This is a genomic window from Rhizobium azibense (assembly GCF_004342325.1).
Lineage (GTDB): Bacteria > Pseudomonadota > Alphaproteobacteria > Rhizobiales > Rhizobiaceae > Rhizobium > Rhizobium etli_B.
This window is the reverse complement of sequence record NZ_SMBJ01000002.1, coordinates 345204-367580: the sequence shown is the minus strand read 5'-3', so window position 1 is coordinate 367580 and position 22377 is coordinate 345204. Positions and strand designations below refer to the sequence as shown.

17 protein-coding genes and 1 pseudogene are annotated in these 22377 nt (G+C 58.8%); 10 read left to right on the top strand and 8 right to left on the bottom strand.

The window, feature by feature from the left end; genetic code table 11:
• Positions 1-262: 262 nt before the first annotated feature.
• The 7 genes from EV130_RS05870 (at position 263) to EV130_RS05840 (ending at position 7587) form a co-directional block, all read left to right on the top strand.
• Complete coding sequence (locus tag EV130_RS05870) at positions 263-1513, top strand: ABC transporter substrate-binding protein (RefSeq protein ID WP_420493407.1); 1251 nt, start codon at positions 263-265, stop codon at positions 1511-1513.
• Positions 1514-1580: 67 nt separating this feature from the next.
• Positions 1581-2567 (top strand): carbohydrate ABC transporter permease, encoded by a 987-nt coding sequence (locus EV130_RS05865; RefSeq protein WP_074064951.1) that lies wholly within the window; start codon positions 1581-1583, stop codon positions 2565-2567.
• Positions 2567-3397 carry a carbohydrate ABC transporter permease gene (locus EV130_RS05860; RefSeq protein WP_132551667.1) on the top strand — a complete coding sequence of 277 codons (831 nt, stop codon included), beginning with the start codon at positions 2567-2569 and terminating at the stop codon, positions 3395-3397. Before EV130_RS05865 ends, EV130_RS05860 begins: the two co-directional genes overlap by 1 nt.
• A gap of 11 nt (positions 3398-3408) precedes the next feature.
• Positions 3409-4434, top strand: a complete 1026-nt coding sequence (locus EV130_RS05855; RefSeq protein WP_074064949.1) for an ABC transporter ATP-binding protein — start codon at positions 3409-3411, stop codon at positions 4432-4434.
• Between the two features lie 65 nt (positions 4435-4499).
• Positions 4500-5285, top strand: coding sequence for a ThuA domain-containing protein (locus EV130_RS05850; RefSeq protein ID WP_132659568.1), 786 nt, complete (start codon positions 4500-4502; stop codon positions 5283-5285).
• Positions 5286-5296: 11 nt separating this feature from the next.
• Complete coding sequence (locus EV130_RS05845; RefSeq protein WP_132551661.1) at positions 5297-6412, top strand: Gfo/Idh/MocA family protein; 1116 nt, start codon at positions 5297-5299, stop codon at positions 6410-6412.
• 113 nt (positions 6413-6525) lie between these two features.
• Positions 6526-7587 (top strand): Gfo/Idh/MocA family protein, encoded by a 1062-nt coding sequence (locus EV130_RS05840; RefSeq protein ID WP_132659566.1) that lies wholly within the window; start codon positions 6526-6528, stop codon positions 7585-7587.
• Positions 7588-7630: 43 nt separating this feature from the next.
• Here EV130_RS05840 and EV130_RS05835 read toward each other — a convergent pair whose 3' ends face one another.
• The 3 genes from EV130_RS05835 to EV130_RS05825 form a co-directional block, all read right to left on the bottom strand.
• The gene (locus EV130_RS05835) at positions 7631-9529 is read right to left on the bottom strand and encodes an ABC transporter ATP-binding protein (RefSeq protein WP_132659564.1); all 1899 of its coding nucleotides are present in this window, start codon (positions 9527-9529) and stop codon (positions 7631-7633) included.
• A 23-nt stretch (positions 9530-9552) separates the two neighbouring features.
• Positions 9553-11406, bottom strand: a complete 1854-nt coding sequence (locus EV130_RS05830) for an ABC transporter ATP-binding protein (protein ID WP_074064944.1) — start codon at positions 11404-11406, stop codon at positions 9553-9555.
• Between the two features lie 168 nt (positions 11407-11574).
• Positions 11575-12834, bottom strand: coding sequence for an acyltransferase family protein (locus EV130_RS05825; RefSeq protein ID WP_132659562.1), 1260 nt, complete (start codon positions 12832-12834; stop codon positions 11575-11577).
• On the opposite strand from EV130_RS05825, the gene EV130_RS05820 reads away from it, so the two are divergent.
• The 3 genes and pseudogenes from EV130_RS05820 to EV130_RS05810 form a co-directional block, all read left to right on the top strand.
• Positions 12833-13762, top strand: a complete 930-nt coding sequence (locus EV130_RS05820; RefSeq protein ID WP_074064942.1) for an alpha/beta hydrolase — start codon at positions 12833-12835, stop codon at positions 13760-13762. The genes EV130_RS05825 and EV130_RS05820 overlap by 2 nt on opposite strands.
• 326 nt (positions 13763-14088) lie before the next feature.
• Positions 14089-15501 (top strand): FAD/NAD(P)-binding protein, encoded by a 1413-nt coding sequence (locus tag EV130_RS05815; protein WP_132659560.1) that lies wholly within the window; start codon positions 14089-14091, stop codon positions 15499-15501.
• 63 nt (positions 15502-15564) lie between these two features.
• A pseudogene (locus EV130_RS05810) lies at positions 15565-17202 on the top strand (ATP-binding protein); the annotation flags it as partial.
• Here EV130_RS05810 and EV130_RS05805 read toward each other — a convergent pair.
• From EV130_RS05805 to cyoA, 5 genes are all read right to left on the bottom strand, one after another.
• Positions 17105-17794: an SURF1 family protein gene (locus EV130_RS05805; RefSeq protein WP_245520024.1), complete on the bottom strand. Its 690-nt coding sequence runs from the start codon at positions 17792-17794 to the stop codon at positions 17105-17107. The pseudogene EV130_RS05810 and the gene EV130_RS05805 sit on opposite strands and share 98 nt — an antisense overlap.
• A 119-nt stretch (positions 17795-17913) precedes the next feature.
• Entirely contained in the window at positions 17914-18315 is a 402-nt protein-coding gene (gene cyoD, locus EV130_RS05800) for a cytochrome o ubiquinol oxidase subunit IV (protein ID WP_074064939.1), read from the bottom strand.
• The gene (gene cyoC / locus EV130_RS05795; RefSeq protein WP_132551653.1) at positions 18312-18932 is read right to left on the bottom strand and encodes a cytochrome o ubiquinol oxidase subunit III; all 621 of its coding nucleotides are present in this window, start codon (positions 18930-18932) and stop codon (positions 18312-18314) included. Before cyoC ends, cyoD begins: the two co-directional genes overlap by 4 nt.
• Before the next feature lie 2 nt (positions 18933-18934).
• Positions 18935-20941 carry a cytochrome o ubiquinol oxidase subunit I gene (gene cyoB / locus EV130_RS05790; RefSeq protein WP_132551651.1) on the bottom strand — a complete coding sequence of 669 codons (2007 nt, stop codon included), beginning with the start codon at positions 20939-20941 and terminating at the stop codon, positions 18935-18937.
• Positions 20942-20987: 46 nt separating this feature from the next.
• The gene (gene cyoA / locus EV130_RS05785) at positions 20988-22163 is read right to left on the bottom strand and encodes a ubiquinol oxidase subunit II (protein ID WP_425375521.1); all 1176 of its coding nucleotides are present in this window, start codon (positions 22161-22163) and stop codon (positions 20988-20990) included.
• Positions 22164-22377 lie beyond the last annotated feature (214 nt).

The window sequence follows — 22377 nt, the reverse complement described above, 5'->3', positions numbered from 1 at the left end:
TCTCGTCTACCACTGGCCGCGGGTATTTGAAATCGTTTTCAATAATTTTGATGCCATGAACAGGAACAATCAATTGCCAGGTCGGTCGAAGAGAATACTTTAAATGCTTGAGATAGCGACATAAAAACAAGAATATTGGAGCTTGTGGATCTCCGGGATCTCGCCCTTGACGGTTGAAAAAACTTTTGCGATGTTCCGTTTAACCAAATCGATTTCAATTATTTCATCTGGCAATGGGAGGATTGACATGAAATATCGTTTGATGGCCGCCGTTTCGGCGGTGGGTATGATCTCCACCTTGAATCTTGCAACTGCGGCCGAGCTTTCCTTCGCGGCGAATTCGACGGGAAAGAACCTCGAGTTCTTCCGCAAGCAATTTGCCGTCTTCGAAGAGAAGACGGGCCACAAGGTCAATATCGTGAGCATGCCATCGTCGAGTTCTGAACAGTTCTCGCAGTACCGTCTTTGGCTTGCCGCCGGCAACAAGGACGTCGATGTCTATCAGACCGACGTCATCTGGGCACCGCAGCTTGCCGATCAGTTCGTGGATCTGAAGGAGGCTGCCAAGGACGTCGTCGAGCAGTTCTTTCCCTCGATCATCGCATCGCAGACGGTCAACGACCGTCTCGTGGCGCTGCCGATGTATACCGATGCGCCGGCGCTGTATTATCGTCGGGACCTGCTTGAGAAATACGGCAAGCAGTCGCCTAAGACGTGGGACGAGCTTGCCGGAACTGCCAAGGAGATCCAGGAAAAGGAACGCGCGGCCGGTCAAAAGGACATGTGGGGCTTCGTTTTCCAGGGCAATTCCTATGAGGGCCTCACATGCAATGCGCTGGAATGGGTGAAATCCTCCGGCGGCGGACAGATCGTCGAGCCGGACGGCACGATCTCGATCAACAATGAAAAGGCAGCAGCGGCAATCGACCGTGCCAAGGGCTGGGTCGGCACCATCTCGCCGCCAGGCGTGCTCGCTTATCAGGAAGAGGAGTCACGCGGCGTCTGGCAGACCGGGAATGCCGTCTTCATGCGCAACTGGCCCTATGCCTATTCGCTCGGCAATGGCGCTGATAGCGCGGTGAAGGGCAAGTTCGAGGTAACGACGCTTCCCGTCGCTGCGCTCGGCGACAAGCCGTCTTCAGCGCTCGGCGGCTGGAATCTCGCAGTTTCGAAATATTCAGACGAGCAGCAGGCGGCAATTGAGCTCGTCAAGTTCCTGGCCTCGAAAGACGTCCAAAAGGCACGTGCCATCGAACTTTCCAATCTGCCGACCCTGGTGGCGCTTTACGACGACAAGGATGTCGCTGCCGCGCAGCCTTTCATGCCGGAGTGGAAGCCGATCTTCCAGGATGCCGTGCCGCGTCCTTCGGCGACAGCCAAGGTGAAGTACAACGAAGTGTCGTCGAGGTTTTGGACGGCAGTACACAACACGCTGTCCGGCAACGGAACTGCGGCCGAGAACCTTGAGCTTCTCGAGGCTGACCTGACGACGCTTAAAGGCGATAGCTGGTGATGAACGGGACCGGCGGCCGACCAGCCGCCGGTCCGTCCACAGATGTCTCAAGCACGGATTGCCTTTCATGAGCGAAATCACAGTTTCACAAGCGCTCAAACCGCCAGCCTCCGCTTTGAGGTCAACGAGCGAATTACGCTTCGAGCGTGTCAGGTCGGCATGGCTGTTTCTGGCGCCGACGCTCTTTATATTGGCTGTGGTGGCCGGGTGGCCGCTGTTCAGAACAATTTATTTCAGCTTCACGAACGCGTCGCTGACCGATCTTGGCAATGCGCAATTCATCGGTTTTGGCAATTATCTGTCCTGGGTCACGCTGAAGAGCGGGCGAACCATCTATCGTGGGCTGCTTGCCGATCCCGTCTGGTGGAGCGCCGTCTGGAACACCGCCAAATTCACGCTCGTTTCGGTCATGACCGAGACGGCCCTTGGCCTTATCGTTGCGCTGGTCCTGAACGCACAGTTTGCCGGGCGCGGCATTGTACGCGCTGCAATCCTTATTCCCTGGGCAATTCCGACAATCGTTTCGGCAAAAATGTGGGCCTGGATGCTCAACGACCAGTTCGGCATTTTGAACGATATCCTCCTTGGCGTCGGCCTCATCAGCGAAAAGATCGCCTGGACTGCCAATCCGGAAACGGCAATGATTGCGGTTCTGATCGTCGACGTCTGGAAGACGACGCCCTTCATGGCGCTTCTGATCCTTGCCGGACTGCAGATGGTACCTGGCGACATCTACGAGGCCGCCAGGATAGACGGGGTCAATCCTGTCAAGGTCTTCTGGCGGCTGACGCTGCCGCTGATCCGGCCGGCCATTATGGTCGCCGTGATCTTCCGGATGCTGGATGCGATGCGCATATTTGATCTGATTTATGTGCTGACGCCCAACAATGCCCAGACCAAGACCATGTCGGTCATGGCGCGTGAGAACCTGTTCGACTTTGACAAGTTCGCCTATGGCGCCACCGCTTCGACGGTTCTCTTCCTCATCATCGCGTCCGTCACCGTACTCTACATCTGGTTCGGGCGCGTCAAACTCGGTGGGGAGGAACGTTGATGCTCTTGCAGCTCACGAAGAACACGCTTCTCTACCTGCTCGTCGCAGTGATCGTCCTTCTTGCCGTTTTCCCCTTCTACTACGCGATCCTCACGAGTCTCAAAACCGGCACGGCGCTTTTCGAAGTCAATTACTGGCCGCGTTCGATTTCATTCGGAAATTACACATCGGTGATGAACCAGGGCGGTTTCGTCAGAAGCCTTGGAAATTCCATAATGATTGCCTTGATCGTGGTTGCCGCGTCGCTGCTGCTTGCAATCACCGCATCATTCGCCCTGGCGCGAGTGAATTTCCGCGGCCGGGCGCTGCTGATGCTGACGATCCTTTCAGTGTCGATGTTCCCGCAGATCGCAGTGCTTGCAGGCCTTTTCGAGCTCATTCGGTGGATCGGCATCTTCAACACGCCTTTCGCGCTGATTTTTTCGTACATGATCTTCACGCTGCCGTTCACCGTGTGGGTACTGACGACCTTCATGCGCGACCTGCCGATCGAGATCGAGGAGGCCGCCATCGTCGACGGTGCTTCGCCATGGGTCATCATCACCCACGTCTTCATGCCGCTCATGTGGCCGGCGCTCGTGACAACCGGCCTGCTTGCCTTCATCACCGCATGGAACGAATTCCTCTTCGCGCTGACCTTCACATCATCGAATGCGCAGCGCACGGTGCCGGTTGCCATTGCGCTGCTTTCGGGCGGCAGTCAATTTGAAATTCCTTGGGGCAACATCATGGCGGCGTCGGTCATCGTCACCGTGCCAGTTGTTGTCCTCGTCTTGATATTCCAGCGCCGGATCATCTCGGGACTGACCGCCGGCGGCGTTAAGGGTTGAGGGAGCAGACAGTGGCACAGATTCGCCTAGATAATATCCGCAAGAGCTTCGGTGCCTTCGAGGTCATCAAGGGCGTGACGATGGACATCCGCCGCGGCGAGTTCATGGTCTTCGTCGGCCCCTCCGGATGCGGCAAATCCACGCTGCTGCGCCTCATCTCGGGCCTTGAGGACATTACGTCCGGCACGCTCTCCTTCGACGATCAGGTGGTAAACCAGCGTGCGCCGTCGAAGCGAGGGATCGCCATGGTGTTCCAATCCTACGCGCTCTATCCACATATGACGGTTTTCGACAATATGGCCTTCGGCATGAAGCTTGCCGGACGGACGAAGGATGAATGCCGGCAGAGGGTCGAACAAGCCGCTGGCATGCTGCAGCTATCGCCCTACCTGGACCGTCTGCCGCGTCAGCTATCGGGCGGGCAGCGTCAGCGCGTCGCGATCGGCCGGGCGATCGTTCGCGATCCCAAGGTCTTCCTCTTCGATGAGCCGCTGTCCAACCTAGACGCCGCCTTGCGCGTTGCGACAAGGCTGGAGATTGCCAAGCTGCACCGCAGCATGCACAACACGACGATGATCTATGTGACACACGACCAGGTCGAGGCCATGACGCTTGCCGACCGTATCTGCGTGTTGAGGGACGGCCTTGTCGAACAGATCGGCACGCCACTTGAGCTTTACGAGAGCCCGAATTCGATCTTCGTTGCCGGCTTCATTGGATCGCCGAAAATGAATTTCCTGTCCGGAGCCCTGGCGCAGCCCTATAATACCCATACGATCGGCGTGCGTGCGGAACATATACGGATCACGCCGCAACCGGCTGTCTGGAACGGAACCGTCATTCATTCGGAGATCCTCGGCTCCGACAGCTTCGTCTATCTGGACATCGGTGCAGATGAGCCGCTGATCGTGCGCGAGACCGGCGTTTGCGGCCATGAGCCGGGCCAGAAGCTCGGGGTTGCGCCAGCTGCCGGCCACATACACCGTTTTGATCAATCTGGCCGCGCGCTCGAAAAGCCATCCATGCGGGCTGCCTGACTGTCCACCAAGGATCGATCCACCTCCCAGGCTCGGTCCTTTTCACATCGCAAGGAGTAACCACCGTGCCTATTCGCACCATTGTCTGGGGTGAAAACATCCATGAGAACACCAATGCCGTCGTCAGGGAAATTTACCCCGAAGGCATGCACACCACGATCGCCGCTGCGCTGAACAGCGACCCGGCGATCAGCGCGACGACCGCGACGCTGCAGGAGCCGGAGCACGGTCTTTCGCTAGAGCGGCTTGCCCAAACCGATGTCCTCACCTGGTGGGGCCACAAGGATCATGGCGCAGTCTCCGACGAAGTGGTCGAACGCGTCGCCAAGCGGGTCTGGGAAGGCATGGGCCTGCTGGTGCTTCATTCCGGACACTTTTCGAAGATCTTCAAGCGGCTGATGGGAACACCCTGCGCGCTGAAATGGCGCGAGGCGGGCGAACGCGAGCGGCTGTGGACCATCAATCCGCGCCATCCGATCACTGCTGGCCTCGAAGAGAACTTCGTCCTGGAAAACGAGGAGATGTACGGCGAACAGTTTTCGGTTCCCGAGCCGCTGGAAACAGTGTTCATCTCCTGGTTCCAGGGCGGGGAGGTGTTCCGGTCCGGGATGACCTGGCGGCGTGGGGCGGGCAACATCTTCTATTTCCGCCCCGGTCACGAGACCTATCCCACCTATCACGACCCCAATATCCGCAAGGTGCTGATCAACGCTGTCAAATGGGCTCATAATCCGCAGGGCGACCTAAAGACCATCACCGATGCCCCGAACGTTCCGGTGGAGAAGGCGCACGAACCGATTGTGGAGCGCGGCCCGAAACTGCATCAGGCCGGCGAAGCCGGTTACCGCTGAGGGGGCAAGGGATGAGGCTTCTTGTTCTTGGTACAGGCTCGATGGCAAAGAGCCAGGTCAGTCATTTCAAATCGATTGATGGCGTCGAGGTCGTCGGCGCCGTCGACACCGATCCGGCACGACTTGCCGAATTCGCCGATCATTTCAACATCGAGAAACGTTTCCTGGCGCTTGAGGAAGCAATTGCCTGGGGAGATTTCGATGCGGCCACCAATGTGACGCCGGATCGAATCCATCATCCGACGACCATGGCGCTGATTGCTGCCGGCAAGCACGTGTTTTGCGAAAAGCCGCTGGCGGAAAACTACGCTGACGCTCTGGAGATGACGACTGCCGCCGAAACGGCCGGAGTGATCAACATGGTCAACCTCACCTACCGCAACGTCGCGCCGCTGCAGCGCGCCCGCGAGATGGTGCTTGCCGGCGAGCTCGGCACCATCAAGCATGTCGAAGCATCCTATCTGCAGAGCTGGCTGGTGTCGCGGGCCTGGGGGGACTGGCGCACGGAATCGCGCTGGCTCTGGCGGCTTTCGACCGGTCACGGTTCCAACGGTGTGCTCGGCGATGTCGGCATCCATATCCTCGACTTCGCCGCCTATGGCGCGGCAACCGACATCGACCACGTCTTTGCGCGGCTCAAGACCTTCAACAAGGCGCCAGGCGGCCAGATCGGCGAGTATCTGCTCGATGCCAACGACAGCTTCACGATGTCTGTCGACTTCGCCAATGGTGCGCTCGGCGTCATTCACGCGACCCGCTGGGCGACGGGTCATCTCAATGAGCTGAAGCTTCGCATCTACGGTGAACGGGGCAGCCTCGAGGTCATTCACCGGCCGAACGGCTCGCAGCTGCGCGGCTGCCTCGGCGAAAACATCGAGACGGCGAGCTGGGCCGACATCGAGGTCGCGCCGGTGCCAACCAACTACCAGCGTTTTGTCGAAGCGGTCGCCACCGGCAAGCAGCTTGATCCGAACTTCCGTCATGCCGCAAACCTGCAGAAAGTCATCGATCTCGCGATCGTCTCGGAAAAGGAGCGCCGTGAGCTCAATCTGCTGTCGGAAGAGGTCGGCATGACGCCCGGACCGGAAGGCGCCGGCAACGTGGAGGTGCTGCCGATCGCGGTTTGAGCGCTTGCCGCACAAGATCCCATGCGCCCGGTGCAGAGCCGCATGGCCGGACGTGGAAGTCCCGCCTTGGTGAATCATGAGCGAGGGCCGGGCGCAAGCAGAAGGAGGCAACAATGAAGCTGATCATACTTGGCACTGGCTGGTGGGCGAACACCCATGCCACGAGTTTCTCTGAGATTGCAGACGTGGAAATCGTCGCGGCCGTCGATAGTGATGATGTGCGCCTGCGTGCCTTTGCCGCCCGGCACAATATTCCGCTCACCTTCAATTCACTGGAGGATGCGCTTGCCTGGGGTGAATTCGACGCAGCGACCAATGTCACGCCAGACCGCGTCCACTATGCCACGACCTTATCCCTGCTTAGAGCCGGCAAACATGTCTTTTGCGAAAAGCCGCTGGCGGAGAATTTCGCCCAGGCCGCGGAAATGGCCGACGCTGCCGAGCGGTCGAAGCAGATGACGATGGTGAACCTAACCTATCGCAATGTCGCTCCGCTGCAGAAGGCTCGGCAAATGGTGCTGAACGGCGACATCGGTCAGATCCGGCACTTCGAGGCTTCCTACCTTCAGAGTTGGCTTGTATCGAAGGCCTGGGGCGACTGGGCGACGCAGCCGCAATGGCTCTGGCGTCTGTCGAGCAGGCATGGGTCGAACGGCGTTCTCGGGGACATCGGCATTCATATTCTCGATTTCGTGGTCTACGGGGCTGGAAGCGATATCAAGACCGCGGCTGCGCAACTGAAGACCTTCGAAAAAGTGCCGGGTAACAGGATTGGCGAATACGAGCTCGACGCCAACGACAGCTTCGTGATGATGGCCGAGCTGCAGAATGGCGCTCTGGGCGTCATCCATGCCAGCCGCTGGGCGACCGGGCACCTGAACGAACTGCGCCTGCGGGTCCACGGCGACAGGGGGGCAATCGACGTCACCGACACGCCGAACGGCGCGACGCTTAGAATCTGTACCGGGGCGGATGCTGACAAGGCCATCTGGCGGCGGGTGCAGGTCGAACCCGTTGCGACGAACTTCGAGCGGTTCGCCCAGGCCGTCAGGACTGGCGTCGGGCAGGAGCCGTCCTTCCGGCATGCCGCCAATCTGCAAGAGGTCATTGACCACGCTCGCACCTCGGCCGATGGCCTGTCCCCGCGGGTTACCGCCTCTCAAAGCGGACCATAGCACATGGAAGCTGCCGGAAAGCGTCGTCGTTAGAAGGTTTCGTTCACGTCGCCGAACTGCTGACGGCGGTCTCTTCCAGGGCCTCATCCGGAATATCGTCGAAGGAGGCATAGTTCAGATTGTAGAGCCGCGAATAGAGTTTACCGTTCGTTATCAGCTGCCGGTGGTTGCCGCTTTCGATGAGCTCTCCATTTTGCAAGACGATGATACGGTCGGCCTCCCGGATCGTTGCCAACCGGTGGGCGATGACGAGGCCGGTGCGGTTTTCGAGAAGCTTAACCAGCGCCTTCTGGATCAGCATTTCCGTGTAGCTGTCGATATTGGCCGTCGCTTCATCGAGCACCAGGATCTTTGCATCGGCAACGAGCGCACGAGCGAAACTGAGCAGCTGCCGCTGGCCGAGCGACAGGTTGCCGCCGCGTTCGCCGAGCACGCTGTCGTAACCTTCGGGCAGGCGCATGATGAAGTCGTGGGCACCCACTGCCCTGGCGGCTTCGATAACCTGTTCGCGCGTCGCCTCTGTCTTGTGATAGCGAATGTTGTCGAAGACGGTACCGGTGAAAAGGAAAGGTTCCTGCAATACCATGGCGATTTGCTCGCCGAGTGAATCCTGCGTCAACTGGCGTACATCATGGCCTGCGACCAATACCTGCCCCTGCTGCACATCGTAAAACCGGTGGATCAACGACATACAGCTCGATTTGCCCGAGCCGGTCGGGCCGACGATGGCGACCGTTTCGCCCGGGTTCACCTTGAAGCTCACCTGCTTCAGCACCGGGTGCTTCGGATTGTAGCCGAAGACGACGTTGCGGAATTCGACTGAACCGTCCATGTCTTTCGTAAGTGCCGTGGCGTTCGGTGCATCCTTGATCTCCACCGGAACATCGAGAACCTCCGTCAATCTCTGACCCGAAGCCATGGCGCGCTGCATGACGGAATATTGTAGCGTCAGCGAGCGTATCGGATCGAAAAAACGCTGGATGTAGAAGAGGAAGGCAACGAGCACCCCGACATCGAGCGCCTGGTTCAGCACGCGCGCCCCGCCGACGACGATAACGAGAGCCATTGCCACGCCGGTCAAGGAATCAACGATCGGTACCATCACCTGTGCATAGCGGGCAGCCGTCAGATGCGTCTTGAGGTTCGCGTGCGCCTTGTCGTCATAGAGCGTGAAATTGACGCCCTGGCGATCCATGCTTTGCACGGCACGGACGCCATGGATTGCCTCGGCAAGCGCACCAGCTGCAACGGAGTTCGTCTCGTGCGCCGCCATGAAGGACTTGCGCGCCAGCGGCAGCCAGAAGAGACGGACGACGAAGAGGACAGGCAGGACGGAGAGTGTCAAAAGACCAAGCCTGAAGTCGAGATAGAGCATCACGAAAACGATGCCGAAGAGCAGGGTGATATCGCCGACGGAAAGCACCGAGGTCTCGAGAAATTCCTGCATGGAGTTCACGTCGCCCTGAAGACGCGACATCAACCGTCCGACCTCCGTCTTGTCCATGAAGGAAAGCGATACCCGCTGGAGATGGGAGAACATCGCCTTGCGAATGTCGAAGAGCACCTCCTCGGCGACGTTGCCGACGAGCGTCTCCTGGGCGTAGCTCGCCGCATAATTGATCAGGATCGCAATCGCAAAAGCGATGATCGAATAAATGAGGGCGGAGCGATCCCCGCCCGGCTGCATGCCGTGGTCGATTGCGTAGCGGATGATCAGGGGAATCAACAGCTGCATTGCCGTGAAGGTGAGCACGGCGACGAGCGACCACATGACTTGCGTGCGGTACGGCTCGACAAAGGCCCAGATGCGCTTGACGATGTTGCCGTCGAACGCCTTTCCGAACATTTCCTCTTCGATGCGGTGCGAGCCGACCACCGCCCGCGGCGGCCGGCGTCCGTCCTCGCGAACGTCGGAACGTTCGGTTTCCAGTTCCTCGGCCATAAAGTCCTCCCTGCGCCGGTTTCTTACGCGCTCAAAGCGTCGTCGCCCGGCCGCACCTGCAAGTCGTAAAGTGCCTTGTACCGGCCGCCGGCGGCCAGCAACTCCTCATGCGTGCCGCGCTCGATGATTGAGCCGTCCTCGACGAAGAGGATCTGGTCTGCATGCATCAGCGAACTCAGCCGATGGGCGACGATGATCGTCACGCGGTCAGCGGCATATTTGCGCATGGCGGCGCGGATGCGTTGTTCGGTGGCAGCGTCGATGGCAGCCGTCGAATCGTCAAACACCATCACCGCCGGCCTCAGCATCAGCGCGCGCGCGATTGAAAGGCGCTGGCGTTGGCCGCCCGACAGCGAAACGCCGCGTTCGCCCACCACCGTTCCGTAGCCTGTCGGCAGGCCGAGAACATAGTTGTGCAGTTGCGCACTCTCGCTGGCCCGCTCGATCCGCGGCTCCTTTGCCCACGGGTCGCCATAGGCGATATTGTTTTCGATTGTGGTCGTGAACAGGAAGGAATCCTGCTGCACGACGGCAACTGCACGGCGAAGCGATTGCAGTGTCGCCTTGCGGATGTCCTGCCCGTCGATCATGATCCTGCCCTTCGTCACGTCATAAAAGCGCGGGATCAAATGGGCGATCGTCGATTTGCCGCTGCCTGGCGGGCCGACGATGCCGACCGTTTCGCCACGCCGGGCCTCGAAGGAAATGCCGCGAAGCACCTGATGCATGTCCGAGCCTGGATAAGCGAAGTCGACATTCTCGAAACGAAGCGTGCCATCGGATACCTTCAGCTCCTTTGCATCCGGGGCATTGCGGATGGCGATCTCCAGGTCGAGGAGATTGAAAAGGCGCGTGCCGCATGTCGATGCCCGGGCAAAGGCGTTGACCATCAGGCCGAGTTGGCGCACCGGCATTTGCAGGATGGTCATGAACGTCAAGAACGAGGCGAGCGTGCCGACGGTGATGTCGCCGGCCATTACCTTTTCTCCTCCGAACCACAGCACCAGGCCCATTGCAGCAAAGAAGGAAAAGGTCATGGCGCTGGTATTGGCAACACGAATACCGACACGCTGGTGCGCAAGCGTCAGCGCGCTCTTCGAAGCCTTTTCGAACTTGGTGAGCTCATGGTCTTGAGCAGCGAAGGCACGGACGACACGGATGCCGCCGAGATTTTCCTCCATGATGCGGGTCAGCACCGAAAGCCGTTCCTGCAGATCGAGCCATGTGGCACGCAGCCGCAGCTGCGTCACTGAGGAACGCCAGCCGACGAAAGGCACGAAGCTCAGAGCCAGCAGGCCAAGAACCACATCGGTCGAGATCAGCATGTACGCACCGATCCCGATCAGCATCGAAAGCAGGAAGACGCGCACAAGCGCTGTCGAGAAATACATTCGCACGCCTTCGAGATCGAGCAGTCCGACAGTGATCAGGTCGCCCGAATGAACCGTGTCGTGAAAGCTGAAGGAGAGCCGCTGGATCTTCTCGTAACAGGCAAGCCGCAGCTCGTAGCCCATATGGTGGCCGACGCTTTCGCTGTAATAGTTCTGAACCATCGTGAAGACGCCGCGGAGCACGCTGGCACCGAGTAAAAGCAGCGCCGTCGCAAGCAGCGCCTCCTGCGCCAACTGGCCGGCCGCTCCGCCGGTCAATGCAACCTGCGTTTGGTCGACCGCCTGGCCGAGCAGGCGCGGTATCAGCAGCTGGAACGTGGATGCTACGAGGGTTGCACCGATGGCGAAACCGGCTTGCCAAGGGTGACGAAAGGCCATGACGGTAATGCGGACCAGCGTATAAAGGCCCTTGCCCCAGCCTGCCGCACTTACAAGCGCAAGCGAAGCTGAAGGCTTCGTCGCGCGTATCGACGCATCGCTGCTCACGGTATTGATTCCAGATAGACGTAGGGTTCGGACGCTGACCCGAAAAGACGGCGATTCCATGAAGGGATTGATTAGCGTACTCAGTTTTGCCGATTCTACCTGAGCGTTCAAGTAAAGAATTCACCAGTTGGTTATTTTCTCGTGAGCGAGACGATCGCAACCGCCCCCTCAGCTCGGTCCCAATTGAGGTGAGCGCCGCAGCATCAAAGGCTTCTTCATGATCCTTTCTGCGGACGTGACGAAACAGGACATCAATAGGACGGCGCAAACCGAAGCGCAGAACAATAAGCCGACGGACCCCGGCGAGACTGGCGGCAGCACTGTCGATAGCGATTGGACGATCGAGGCGCCGAACGTGTAATGATTAAGGTAGAGTGCGTAACTCAGGCTTCCGAGATATCGGAATATCGTGCGCTGCCGATGGGTAAACCCGGCTTCGAATGCGTCCGCATGCATGATGCAAAAAACCATAAAGGCTGTGGCCGACAGCCACACCGCAGTGGCCCCGGTGCCGATGCCCCATAACATGTCCCTGCCGACGAATATCTCGACAATGCACATCAGGCCTGCCGGCAGCAGGGCGCCGATCGCATTTTTGGAGCGATGGCTGCGCAGGTGAGCCCACAGCAACATTCCCAAAGCGAAGAAAACGCCGTAGCGCATGAGGAAGACCTTCGATGGGAAGCGCGATAGCGTCGCAAATAGCTCCTTGTCGAATAGAAAGGCTACAGACCATACCACGAGATAGACCGAGCTTCCGGCGCAAATGATCTTCGCCAGGTTTTCCAGGGAAAGACGCGGCGCAAAGATGATCGTGATTGCGACTGTCAGGTAGAACGCAGCCTCGACCACCAGCGACCATACGACGCCGTCGATATATGGTCCGACCGGCGAAAGGACCGAGGAACGGACGAGGGGAGCGATAAGAGACCCAATGTCTTGGCCTGCAAGCGATAAGGTGGCAAAGCCGATCACGCTGGAAATCCACAACGCCGGCAGGATGCGAAGGGCGCGCAGGTGAATAAAACGCAGGGCGCCTTGCATGCCCCTGGCGCTTTCTGCGCTCATGGAGATCACAAGGCCGGAAATCACGAAAAAGATCTCAACGCCAACGCTGCCAACGCCATCGAATGGCCAGAGGAAGGCGAAGACCGGCCCGCTAGTCTGCGGAAGCTGGAAGCTCGCAAAGTGGAATAGCAGAACCAATGCAGCAGCATAAATTCTGACTATATCTACCACATAATAATGTGTCGCAGGTTTATTTTCAGTCATACTCTCATCCAAAAGGAGTATATTTCCCGGATAATTTTCGAGTATTTGTTTCTTTGTCGTATTACTATTAATATAATTCCGTTGTCCACCCAAATTGCGCGTGGATGCAAACTTTTTATCTTGGATCACGGTGCCGACGGCGAGAGGTTGCAGCATGATTTACGGATTATCGAGGCCCATCACGGCGATACTGGCCATTGCCGCATTGGCGTTTTTCTTGCTGACGGCTGGAACTTGTGAGCTTTTGGCCTCGACCGATAGGCAAGGACCTGCCTTCAAGGACATCGCCTACGGAAGCGACGCCCGCAACAGGATGGACATCTATAAACCGCCCGGTGCCGGTCCGTTTCCGGCGATCATCTATGTCCATGGTGGCGGATGGTGGAATGGTGACAAGCAGTATCTGGCGGCCAACGCCAGGAACTACATGCTGTCGAAGGGCGTCGCGGTCGTTGCGATCAACTATCGCAATTTGGTCGAGGCAAAACGCGACCGGATATTCCCGCCTGTGCTGGCGGCGCTTGAGGATACCAGATCGGCCTACGGATACCTCATGAAGAATGGCCCGAGCCTCGGAATTGATAATACAAGGCTTGCCATATACGGCGCTTCGGCAGGCGGCTTCAATGCGCTCTGGCTGGCCTTGTCGATCGATGAGGACGGGTCGATAAAGGCGATCAAGGCGGTTGGCGGCATCGATGCGCAAACCACGATCGATCCCTTTGAGATGCGCGATTGGGTCGGTCCATCCATCAATTACGGTGGCCATGCCTTTGGCCTGCCCGAAGCAGATTTCCAATCCTTCCTGGCGCAGAGAGATAAGTTCCTAAATTACATCTCGGCGATGTCGCCCTCCTACCTCGTTCGGGCAGACTCGCCGCCGATCGTACTTCTCTATTCGGGGGGGCTGCAGGATCAGTCGAGCGATCACATGGCACTCGTTCACAGCCCGAAATTCGGCGCAGAATTTCAAAAGACCGCCGAAAGGAACGGCCATGCCGTGACCCTTCTGGAGGGGGCAGAGCGTATTCCGGCGCGCTACAGCGATTTCTTCAATTTCCTGATCGACCGCATCGTGAAATAGCCGCCCGTCCGAAGACGCGTCTTAGACGAGGGCGCGAGGCGCGGTCGGAAGACGAATCCCTCTTTTGTTTCAGTGCTCTGGCTGATCCGTCCGCAGTCATGGCGAACAAAACGCTTGCCACTTTCTCATTTTAGGGCTTTCATACACGACCAGTTTTATAGACTATGACGGCGGCAATGTTCCCTCGTTTCTGCCGAGCTCAACACTTCAACGAGCGGCAAGCATTTTAGACGGCCGCACGAACCAAACCAACGCAGGTGCGTGTTGTCCTGCGTTGAAAACCTCGATCGAGACGCGATGCGGGCTGATTCCGCAAGGGAGTTGAGATGACGGTTCAGGGTCTTTTTGCTTCGAAATTGAAGACGACGGCACGGGTTTCGCCTGTCCCGCGTATCGCAATCGTCGGTCGGGGCTTTTCCGGCATGATGAGCGCAATCGCCTTGATGAAGACGGTGCGGATGCCGTTTCATCTCCAACTTTTCGATCCGAATTCCTCGGTCAGCGGAGGTCAGGCACTGTCGTCGACGCGCGCTTCGACAATCCTCAACACCCGCGTGCGCGATCTTTCGGTGTCGCTCGGCGACGTCGACGATTTCAATGACTGGCTCTGTGGCAACACGCAATTTAGGGCTACCGTGCGTGCTGCGATCCCGGGTTTCCGCCAGATCTTCGTTCCGAAGGCACTCTTCAGCGACTACGTCTATCAGCGCTTTTCACAAGCGCTCGCAGCCCGCAAGGATATCACCGTACAGGTCTGCCATGAGCCGGTCGCAGCAATTCGCAAAAGCCAAGCGAACCGTTTTCTGCTCGAAAGCGCCCATCCAGCCAATCCGCTCTTCGATACCGTCGTGCTGGCCACCGGCTACGGGCTTTGCGAGCGCGAGCCCGAGCCGGAGGCGGAGGATCGGTCGCCGGTGCGCGCGAAGCGTCTCGTTACCCGACCGCATGCAGTTCTCCTTGGAAGCGGCATCCGTGTGGTCGACCAGTTGCTGCAACTGCGCGATAGCGGTTACGATGGGCAGATCACGGTTGTCTCCAAGCATGGGTTCCTGCCACAGAGCCATACACCGAACTCCGCCGATCCTGTTTTCCCGGCCGAGGCGTTGCCGCAAAAGCTGCCCGAGATCGTCCGCTTCATCCGCAAGGCCTGCCGCGAGGCAGAAGAAGAGGGCCGCAGCTGGCAATCGGTGATGAACGGTCTGCGCAGACATGCCCGCTCTCTCTGGCGATCGCTGCCGGCTGCTCAGAAACGCCAGTTCAACCGGCATCTGCGCGCCATCTACGACAGCCACCGCAACCGCCTGCCAGAAGCGATATATCTGCGCTTGAAACGCGAGCTTGCCGAAGGCAATACGGTCCTTCGTCGAGGTACGGCCGGGCGCCGGGGACTCAGTGGCATCTTTTTCAGGCCGGCTGGATCGGATGTCGAGGAAGTCATCTATGCGGAACGTGTTTTCGACTGCCGCTGCAAGGCACCTGATGTGGCGATGCCTTTGATGCAGAGCCTGATCGGCTCCGGTCTTGCAATGCCTGACGAGCTTTCGCTGGGGCTTGCCGTCGATCAGCGCGGCCAGCTCTGCCTGGAGGACGGATCGACGGTGAACGGCCTCTTCGCCGTCGGTCCGCTCGGCCTTGGCAGCCTGCCGGATATCGATCTGGTCCCCGAAATCGTCACCCAGGCCTACGCGGCGGCGGAGAAGATCGGAGAGCAGTTCTATCCTCAAAGCAGAGCGGTTTGAATTTTTCGGACCTTTGGGGGAACCATTTCAAGGCTCTTTAGGTTTAGGAAACTGATGTTTCCGACGGGGGGGCTTATGGAAGTGATGGATCGATCTGGTGCGTCTCTCACGGGCGAGGGCCGCTTGCGGCTACTCGTCGATGCCATCACCGACTATGCAATCTACATGCTCAGTCCGGAGGGTCACGTCGCCACCTGGAACGTCGGTGCGCAGCGCCTCAAAGGATATTCACAGGAAGAGATCATCGGAAGGCACTTCTCGAATTTCTACACCGAGGAGGACCGTGCTGCCGGTGAGCCTGAACGCGCGCTTGAAATTGCCCGCCGCGACGGCCGCTTCGAAAAGGAGGCCTGGCGCATGCGCAAGGACGGCAGCCGCTTTTGGGCGAACGTGGTCCTTGACGCTATCACGGACGATTGCGGGAAGGTCGTTGGTTTTGCGAAGATCACGCGCGATATGACCGAGAAGCGCGAAATCCAGCGTGCGCTCGACCAGGCACGCGAAGAGCTCTTCCAGGCCCAGAAAATGGAGGCGATCGGCCAACTCACCGGCGGCATTGCCCACGACTTCAATAATCTCCTGATGGCCGTTCTTGGCAGCCTGGAGATTTTGAAGAAGCGGATGCCTGAGCAGCCGGAGTTGATGCCCCTTGTCGAAAATGCCATGCAAGGCGCGCAGCGCGGCGCTGCCTTGACGCAGCGCATGCTCTCCTTTTCCCGGCGCCAGGAACTGGCGGTCAAGACGATCGAGATTGCAGCGCTCATGGACGGAATGGCCGACATGCTGCAGCGTTCGCTTGGGCCGCTGACCATGCTGGAAATTGATGTGCTGCCGGGCGTCCCGACGATTGCCACCGATCCGAACCAGCTCGAAACAGCAATCCTCAATCTCATCGTGAATGCGCGTGACGCCATGCCGCGCGGAGGGAAAATCACTGTCAGAGCGCAGGAACGGACGGTCGGTGAAGGGAACGGCATTCTTGCCCCAGGTGCGTATCTTTGCCTTTCCGTCATCGACGGCGGCGAGGGCATGGACGAAGAGACGCTTGAGCAGGCGACGACACCTTTCTTCACGACCAAGGGCGTCGGCAAAGGCACCGGTCTCGGATTGCCGATGGTTCAAGGGCTCGCCGCGCAGTCAGGCGGCCGGCTCGTGTTGAAGAGCCGCCTCGGCGAAGGCACGGTCGCCGAGCTTTGGTTCCCTGCGGTGCTGGCACTGGATGACGCACCGCAAGAGCTCCCGGACGAAGGGGCCGATCATCTCGGCCCTCCGCGCTCGCTGCGCATCCTGGCCGTCGACGACGACAGTCTCGTGCTCATGAACACGGTTTTGATGCTGGAAGATCTCGGTTACGACGCCATCGAGGCAGCATCGGGTGCCGATGCGCTGGCCATCCTTTCCAGAGAACCGGTCGATCTTGTCATCTCCGACCACGCCATGCCGCGGATGACGGGTGCAGAGCTTGCCGAGGCGATTCGCCGTGATTGGCCGCACATGCCGATCATCCTGGCCACCGGCTATGCCGACATTCCGCCCGGCAGCGGCCTGATCGAGCTGCCGCGTCTCGGCAAGCCCTTCTCGCAGGCACAACTTGCCGATGCAATCACCCGGACGATTGCCACGGCCACTGCCTCCGAATCTCGCTTCGGATCACGAATGCCAGCAGGCCAGCCATCATCAGCGCCAAGCCAAACCATGTGATTGCGTAGACGAGGTGATTGTTCGCAAAGACGATGCGCGTCAGTCCACCGACCGGCAGACCGCCGGGATTTGGAGTTTTGTCGGCGTCGATGAAATACTCGGCAGCGCCTGTCACGTGCTTTTGCGCCGCGATTGCAGCGACATCGCGCGAATACCAGCGGCCCGAGGCCGAGTCGTTCGATTTTAACAGCGAACCCTTCGGTTCCGTCATCCGCATCAGCCCCGTGATCGTGACCTGACCGGAGACTTGGCCTTCCGGTCGGGTTTGCGGATCGCGCCTGTCGGTCGGCACGAAGCCGCGGTTTATCAAGACCGTTTGGCCATCGCCAAGCGACAGCGGCGTCATTACCCAAAAGCCTGGACCCAGTTCGGTCGAGGCATAGACCAGCGTCTCCTTGTCGTTCTGCAACGTCCCGGTCGCCACTATGCGGCGGTATTCGTCGTCGGCGGCACTGACTGGCCTTCGCGTAGGGGCCGGGGCCGGGACGGCGTGGACCCGTTGATCGACCAGAGCAATGAGGTGACGTTTCCAGGACAGCCGCTCAACCTGCCAGAGGCCGAGGGCGACGAAACCGGCGGTCGACAGTAGCATCAGGCTGCACAGCATTGCGAGCCTGATTGAAGATCGGCGCCGGTCTTTGGGAAAGGAACAGCTGTCTGGCATGGCGGAAACCCTGCACGGACGGCCCTGCCGCCGCCCGCTCGACACCTCTAGGGCATGTTCTTCATCATTTCGGGGCTCATCGGCATCATGTTGGTATTCAGATGATGCATGACCCAAAGCGAGCCGGAAAGGGCGATCGCCACGATCACGATCGTGAAGATCAGCGCCATCATCGTCCAGCCGCCTTCCGAGCGCGTGTTCATATGCAGGAAGCAGATCATGTGAACGACGATCTGTATTGCGCCGAGTGCCATCACAAGAGCAGCAGTCACGCCCGGGCTCTCGAAGACGCCGGCCATGACAAGCCAGAACGGAATGGCGGTCAAGATGACCGAGAGGACGAAACCGATCGTATAGCTCTTCATGGAGCCGTGACCTGCCCCATGACCGTGGCTATGGCCATGATGGGCTTCGTGTGCGTCCTCATGTGTGGGTGCTTGCGAACTCATCCGAGGACTCCCATCAAGTAGACGAAGGAAAAGACGCCGATCCAGACGACGTCGAGGAAGTGCCAGAACATCGAAAGGCACATGAGGCGGCGCCGGTTGGCCTCGATCAGGCCGTACATGGAAACCTGCACCATCAGCGTCGCCATCCAGATGATGCCGGACGTGACGTGCAGTCCATGGGTTCCAACCAGCGTAAAGAAGGCCGAAAGGAAAGCGCTGCGCGATGGACCTGCACCTTCGTGAATCAAGTGAATGAACTCATAGAGTTCAAGACCGATGAACGCCGCGCCGAACAGGCCGGTCACGGCCAGCCACATCAGTGTGCCAGATTTGCTGTTCTTTTCCATCTGGAGCATGGCGAAGCCGTAGGTGATGGAAGAAAAGAGCAGCATCGAGGTGTTGACGGCCACGAGCGGCAGATCGAAAAGGTCCTTCGGCGAAGGCCCTGCCGCATAATTGCGGCCAACAACGCCATAGGTCGCAAACAGCACCGCAAAGATCAGGCAGTCGCTCATGAGGTAGAGCCAGAAGCCGAGATTTGTGCTGCCTTCGGGATGATGTTCGTCGGTCAGGTAGAACTCAGGCTTTTCGGCCGTGTCGATAGTATGATCGCTCATGGTCATGACACCTGTGTCGCAAGCAATTCGGTTCGCTTGTCTTCCGTTTTACTGACCTCTTCGGCCGGGATATAGAAGTCGCGCCTATAGTTGAACGTATGGACAATGGTAACGACGAGCAGCGCCGCGGCGCTGGCCACGACGAGCCACCACATGTACCAGATCAGGCCGAAGGCGAGTGCCACGCTGATGGCCGAAAGGATTGCGCCGGTGCCGGTGTTCTTCGGCATGTGGATCGGCTTGAAGCCTTCGAGGGGTCGTTCGTAGCCGCGGTTCTTCATGTCGTACCAGCTGTCATGATCGTGCACCACGGGCGTGAAGGCGAAATTGTAGTCGGGCGGCGGCGACGACGTCGACCACTCAAGCGTGCGGGCATCCCACGGATCGCCTGTATGGTCGGCAAGTTCCTCGCGCCTCATGAAGCTGACGACAAGCTGGACGAGGAACGCCAGTATGCCGAGCGCGATCAGGAACGCACCGAAGGCTGCGATGATGAACCAGATCTGCAGCGACGGATCCTCGAACTGTGACACCCGGCGGGTGACGCCCATCAGGCCGAGCACATAGAGCGGCATGAAGGCGAAATAGAAGCCGGTCAGCCAGAACCAGAAGCTGATCTTGCCCCAGAACGGATCGAGCTTGAAGCCGAAGGCCTTCGGGAACCAGTAGTTAACGCCGGCAAGCAGGCCGAACAACACGCCACCGATGATCACATTGTGGAAATGCGCGATCAGGAACAGCGAGTTGTGCAGCACGAAGTCTGCAGGCGGTACGGCAAGCAACACCCCGGTCATGCCGCCGATGACGAAGGTCACCATGAACCCGACGGTCCATAGCATCGGCACTTCATAGCGGATGCGGCCGCGATACATGGTGAAGAGCCAGTTGAACATCTTCGCTCCCGTGGGGATCGAGATGATCATGGTCGTTATTCCGAAGAAGGAGTTGACGCTGGCGCCCGAACCCATGGTGAAGAAATGATGGAGCCAGACGATATAGGAAAGGATGGTGATGACCACTGTCGCATAGACCATCGAGGCGTAGCCGAACAGGCGCTTGCCGCAGAAGGTCGCGACCACTTCCGAAAAGATGCCGAAGGCCGGCAGCACGAGAATATAGACCTCCGGATGGCCCCAGATCCAGATGAGGTTGACATACATCATCGGATTGCCGCCGAGGTCGTTCGTGAAGAAGTTCGTGCCGGCGTAGCGGTCGAGCGACAGTAGCGCAAGCGTTGCCGTCAGGATCGGAAAGGTGGCGACGATCAAGACGTTGGTGCAAAGCGAGGTCCAGGTGAAGACGGGGAGCTTCATCATGGTCATGCCAGGCGCTCGCATCTTCACGATGGTGGCGATCAGGTTGATGCCCGACAGTGTCGTCCCAACGCCTGCAACCTGCAGGCCCCAGATATAGTAGTCGACGCCCACCCCCGGACTGTAGTCGGCGCCTGAAAGCGGCGGGTAGGCAAGCCAGCCGGTGCGCGCGAACTCTCCGATGAAGAGCGACAGCATGATGATGATGGCGCCCGCCGTCGTCATCCAGAAGGAGAAGTTGTTGAGGAAGGGAAAGGAAACGTCACGAGCGCCGATCTGCATCGGTACCACGAAGTTCATCAGGCCAGTGACAAAGGGCATGGCCACGAAGAAGATCATGATAACGCCGTGGGCCGTAAAGACCTGGTCGTAGTGGTGCGGCGGCAGATAGCCTTCAGATCCGTTGAAGGCGATTGCTTGCTGGATCCGCATCATGATCGCGTCCGAAAAGCCGCGCAGCAGCATGATGATGGCGAGAATCACGTACATGATGCCGATCTTCTTGTGGTCGACGCTCGTGATCCAGTCGCGCCACAACGGGCCCCAAAATCTGTAATAGGTAATGAGGCCGAGCACGGCTAGGCCGCCGATGACCACGCCGATGAAGGTCGCGACGAGGATCGGCTCGTGATAGGGGATCGCCTCAGGAGTCAACCGGCCGAAGATGAACTTCAGGAGGTCAGGATTGGAAAACATGGATGAACCCGTTCATTGATGTCTCAGCGACGCAAAGCGCCAGGTTTTAATTCTTGCTGCCCGGTTGGGCCGGACTGCCGCTGCCATGATCCATGCCGGGCATCGAATGACCGTCATGCGGCATCGCGGGCATGGTCTGCCCACCCTGCTGCGGCTGGGCGTCAGGCTGCTGGGTGTTGCTGTCGGTGCCTTCGGGCTCTTGCCCGCTGCGTGCCGGCGTGCCGGTTGCGGGGAAAGTCGGGGCATTGGTGCGCTCACCTTGTTCGGTGTGGCGGTTGTCATATTCCAGCCGTTCCCGGTTTTCGGCGCTCTCCTTGCCTGCGCCGCCCATCATGTCGATGTGCATCATCTCGTTCATGCACATCTTACCGGGCGTCGCGCACATGTTGAGGATGGCCTCGTAGAGGCCGGTCTCGGTGCTGGCGTAGTAGCGCACGGGTTCCCGTTCGCTCGGTCTTTCGAGTTTCAGGTAGGCATCGCGGTTAAGCGCCGTACCTTGCGCTTTGACGCGCGCGAGCCAATCGTCGAATCCCTGCTGATTGAGGCCGTGAAACTTGAAGCGCATGTGCGAGAAGCCGTCGCCGCTGTAATTGGCAGAAAAGCCTTCGTACTCGCCTTCCTTGTTGATGACGGCGTGCAACTTCGTCTGCATGCCGGGCATGGCGTAGATCTGGCCGGCGAGTGCGGGAATATAGAAGGAATTCATTACCGAAGACGCGGTGATCTTGAAATTGATCGGAACGTCGACCGGGGCGGCCAGCTCGTTGACGGTCGCAACGCCGAGATCAGGATAAAAGAACAACCATTTCCAGTCGAGCGCCACCACTTCGACGGTCAGTGGCTTCGCACCGGCAGGAATCGCGCGTTCTGCATCCAGCCGGTCAAGCGCGCGGTAGGGGTCGAGCTTGTGTGTGCTGATCCAGGTGATTGCGCCGAGCGCGATGATGATGGCAAGCGGCGCTGACCAGATCACGACTTCAAGGCGGGTGGAGTGATGCCATTCCGGATCATAGGTCGCCGCTGTGTTCGACCGCCTGTATCGCCAGGCGAAGAACAATGTGAGGAACAAGACCGGCACGATGATCAAAAGCATCAAGAAGGTCGAGACCAGGATGAGGTCTGCCTGTTGATTGGCGATATCACCCGAAGGCGACATCACCACCAGATTGCACCCTGCCAGCATGAATAGCGGCAACACGGATAGAAGGCGGGAAAACTTCATCAGTTTGTGCACGTCTCTAAAGCTCTTGTTGTTTCGTCCGAACCGCGACTAAAGCACGAAACGGCATGGTGACATGAGGTGTTTGGTCGCAGTGCAGCAAATATGCCGCATTGCGGCAGAATGTGGTTTCACGGGCCTCTGAAAATCCTGATAACAAGAAGGATTGTGCCAGGGTCAAATGTTTTTCCGGCCTATATATACGCAAATACGCAGT

Coding starts and splice junctions, on each gene's coding strand:
- EV130_RS05870 (WP_420493407.1), top strand. CDS start 263: ATGGCCGCCGTTTCGGCGGTGGGTATGATCTCCACCTTGAATCTTGCA.
- EV130_RS05865 (WP_074064951.1), top strand. CDS start 1,581: ATGAGCGAAATCACAGTTTCACAAGCGCTCAAACCGCCAGCCTCCGCT.
- EV130_RS05860 (WP_132551667.1), top strand. CDS start 2,567: ATGCTCTTGCAGCTCACGAAGAACACGCTTCTCTACCTGCTCGTCGCA.
- EV130_RS05845 (WP_132551661.1), top strand. CDS start 5,297: ATGAGGCTTCTTGTTCTTGGTACAGGCTCGATGGCAAAGAGCCAGGTC.
- EV130_RS05840 (WP_132659566.1), top strand. CDS start 6,526: ATGAAGCTGATCATACTTGGCACTGGCTGGTGGGCGAACACCCATGCC.
- EV130_RS05835 (WP_132659564.1), bottom strand. CDS start 9,529: ATGGCCGAGGAACTGGAAACCGAACGTTCCGACGTTCGCGAGGACGGA.
- EV130_RS05820 (WP_074064942.1), top strand. CDS start 12,833: ATGATTTACGGATTATCGAGGCCCATCACGGCGATACTGGCCATTGCC.
- EV130_RS05825 (WP_132659562.1), bottom strand. CDS start 12,834: ATGCTGCAACCTCTCGCCGTCGGCACCGTGATCCAAGATAAAAAGTTT.
- EV130_RS05815 (WP_132659560.1), top strand. CDS start 14,089: ATGACGGTTCAGGGTCTTTTTGCTTCGAAATTGAAGACGACGGCACGG.
- EV130_RS05805 (WP_245520024.1), bottom strand. CDS start 17,794: ATGCTACTGTCGACCGCCGGTTTCGTCGCCCTCGGCCTCTGGCAGGTT.
- cyoD (WP_074064939.1), bottom strand. CDS start 18,315: ATGAGTTCGCAAGCACCCACACATGAGGACGCACACGAAGCCCATCAT.
- cyoC (WP_132551653.1), bottom strand. CDS start 18,932: ATGAGCGATCATACTATCGACACGGCCGAAAAGCCTGAGTTCTACCTG.
- cyoB (WP_132551651.1), bottom strand. CDS start 20,941: ATGTTTTCCAATCCTGACCTCCTGAAGTTCATCTTCGGCCGGTTGACT.
- cyoA (WP_425375521.1), bottom strand. CDS start 22,163: ATGAAGTTTTCCCGCCTTCTATCCGTGTTGCCGCTATTCATGCTGGCA.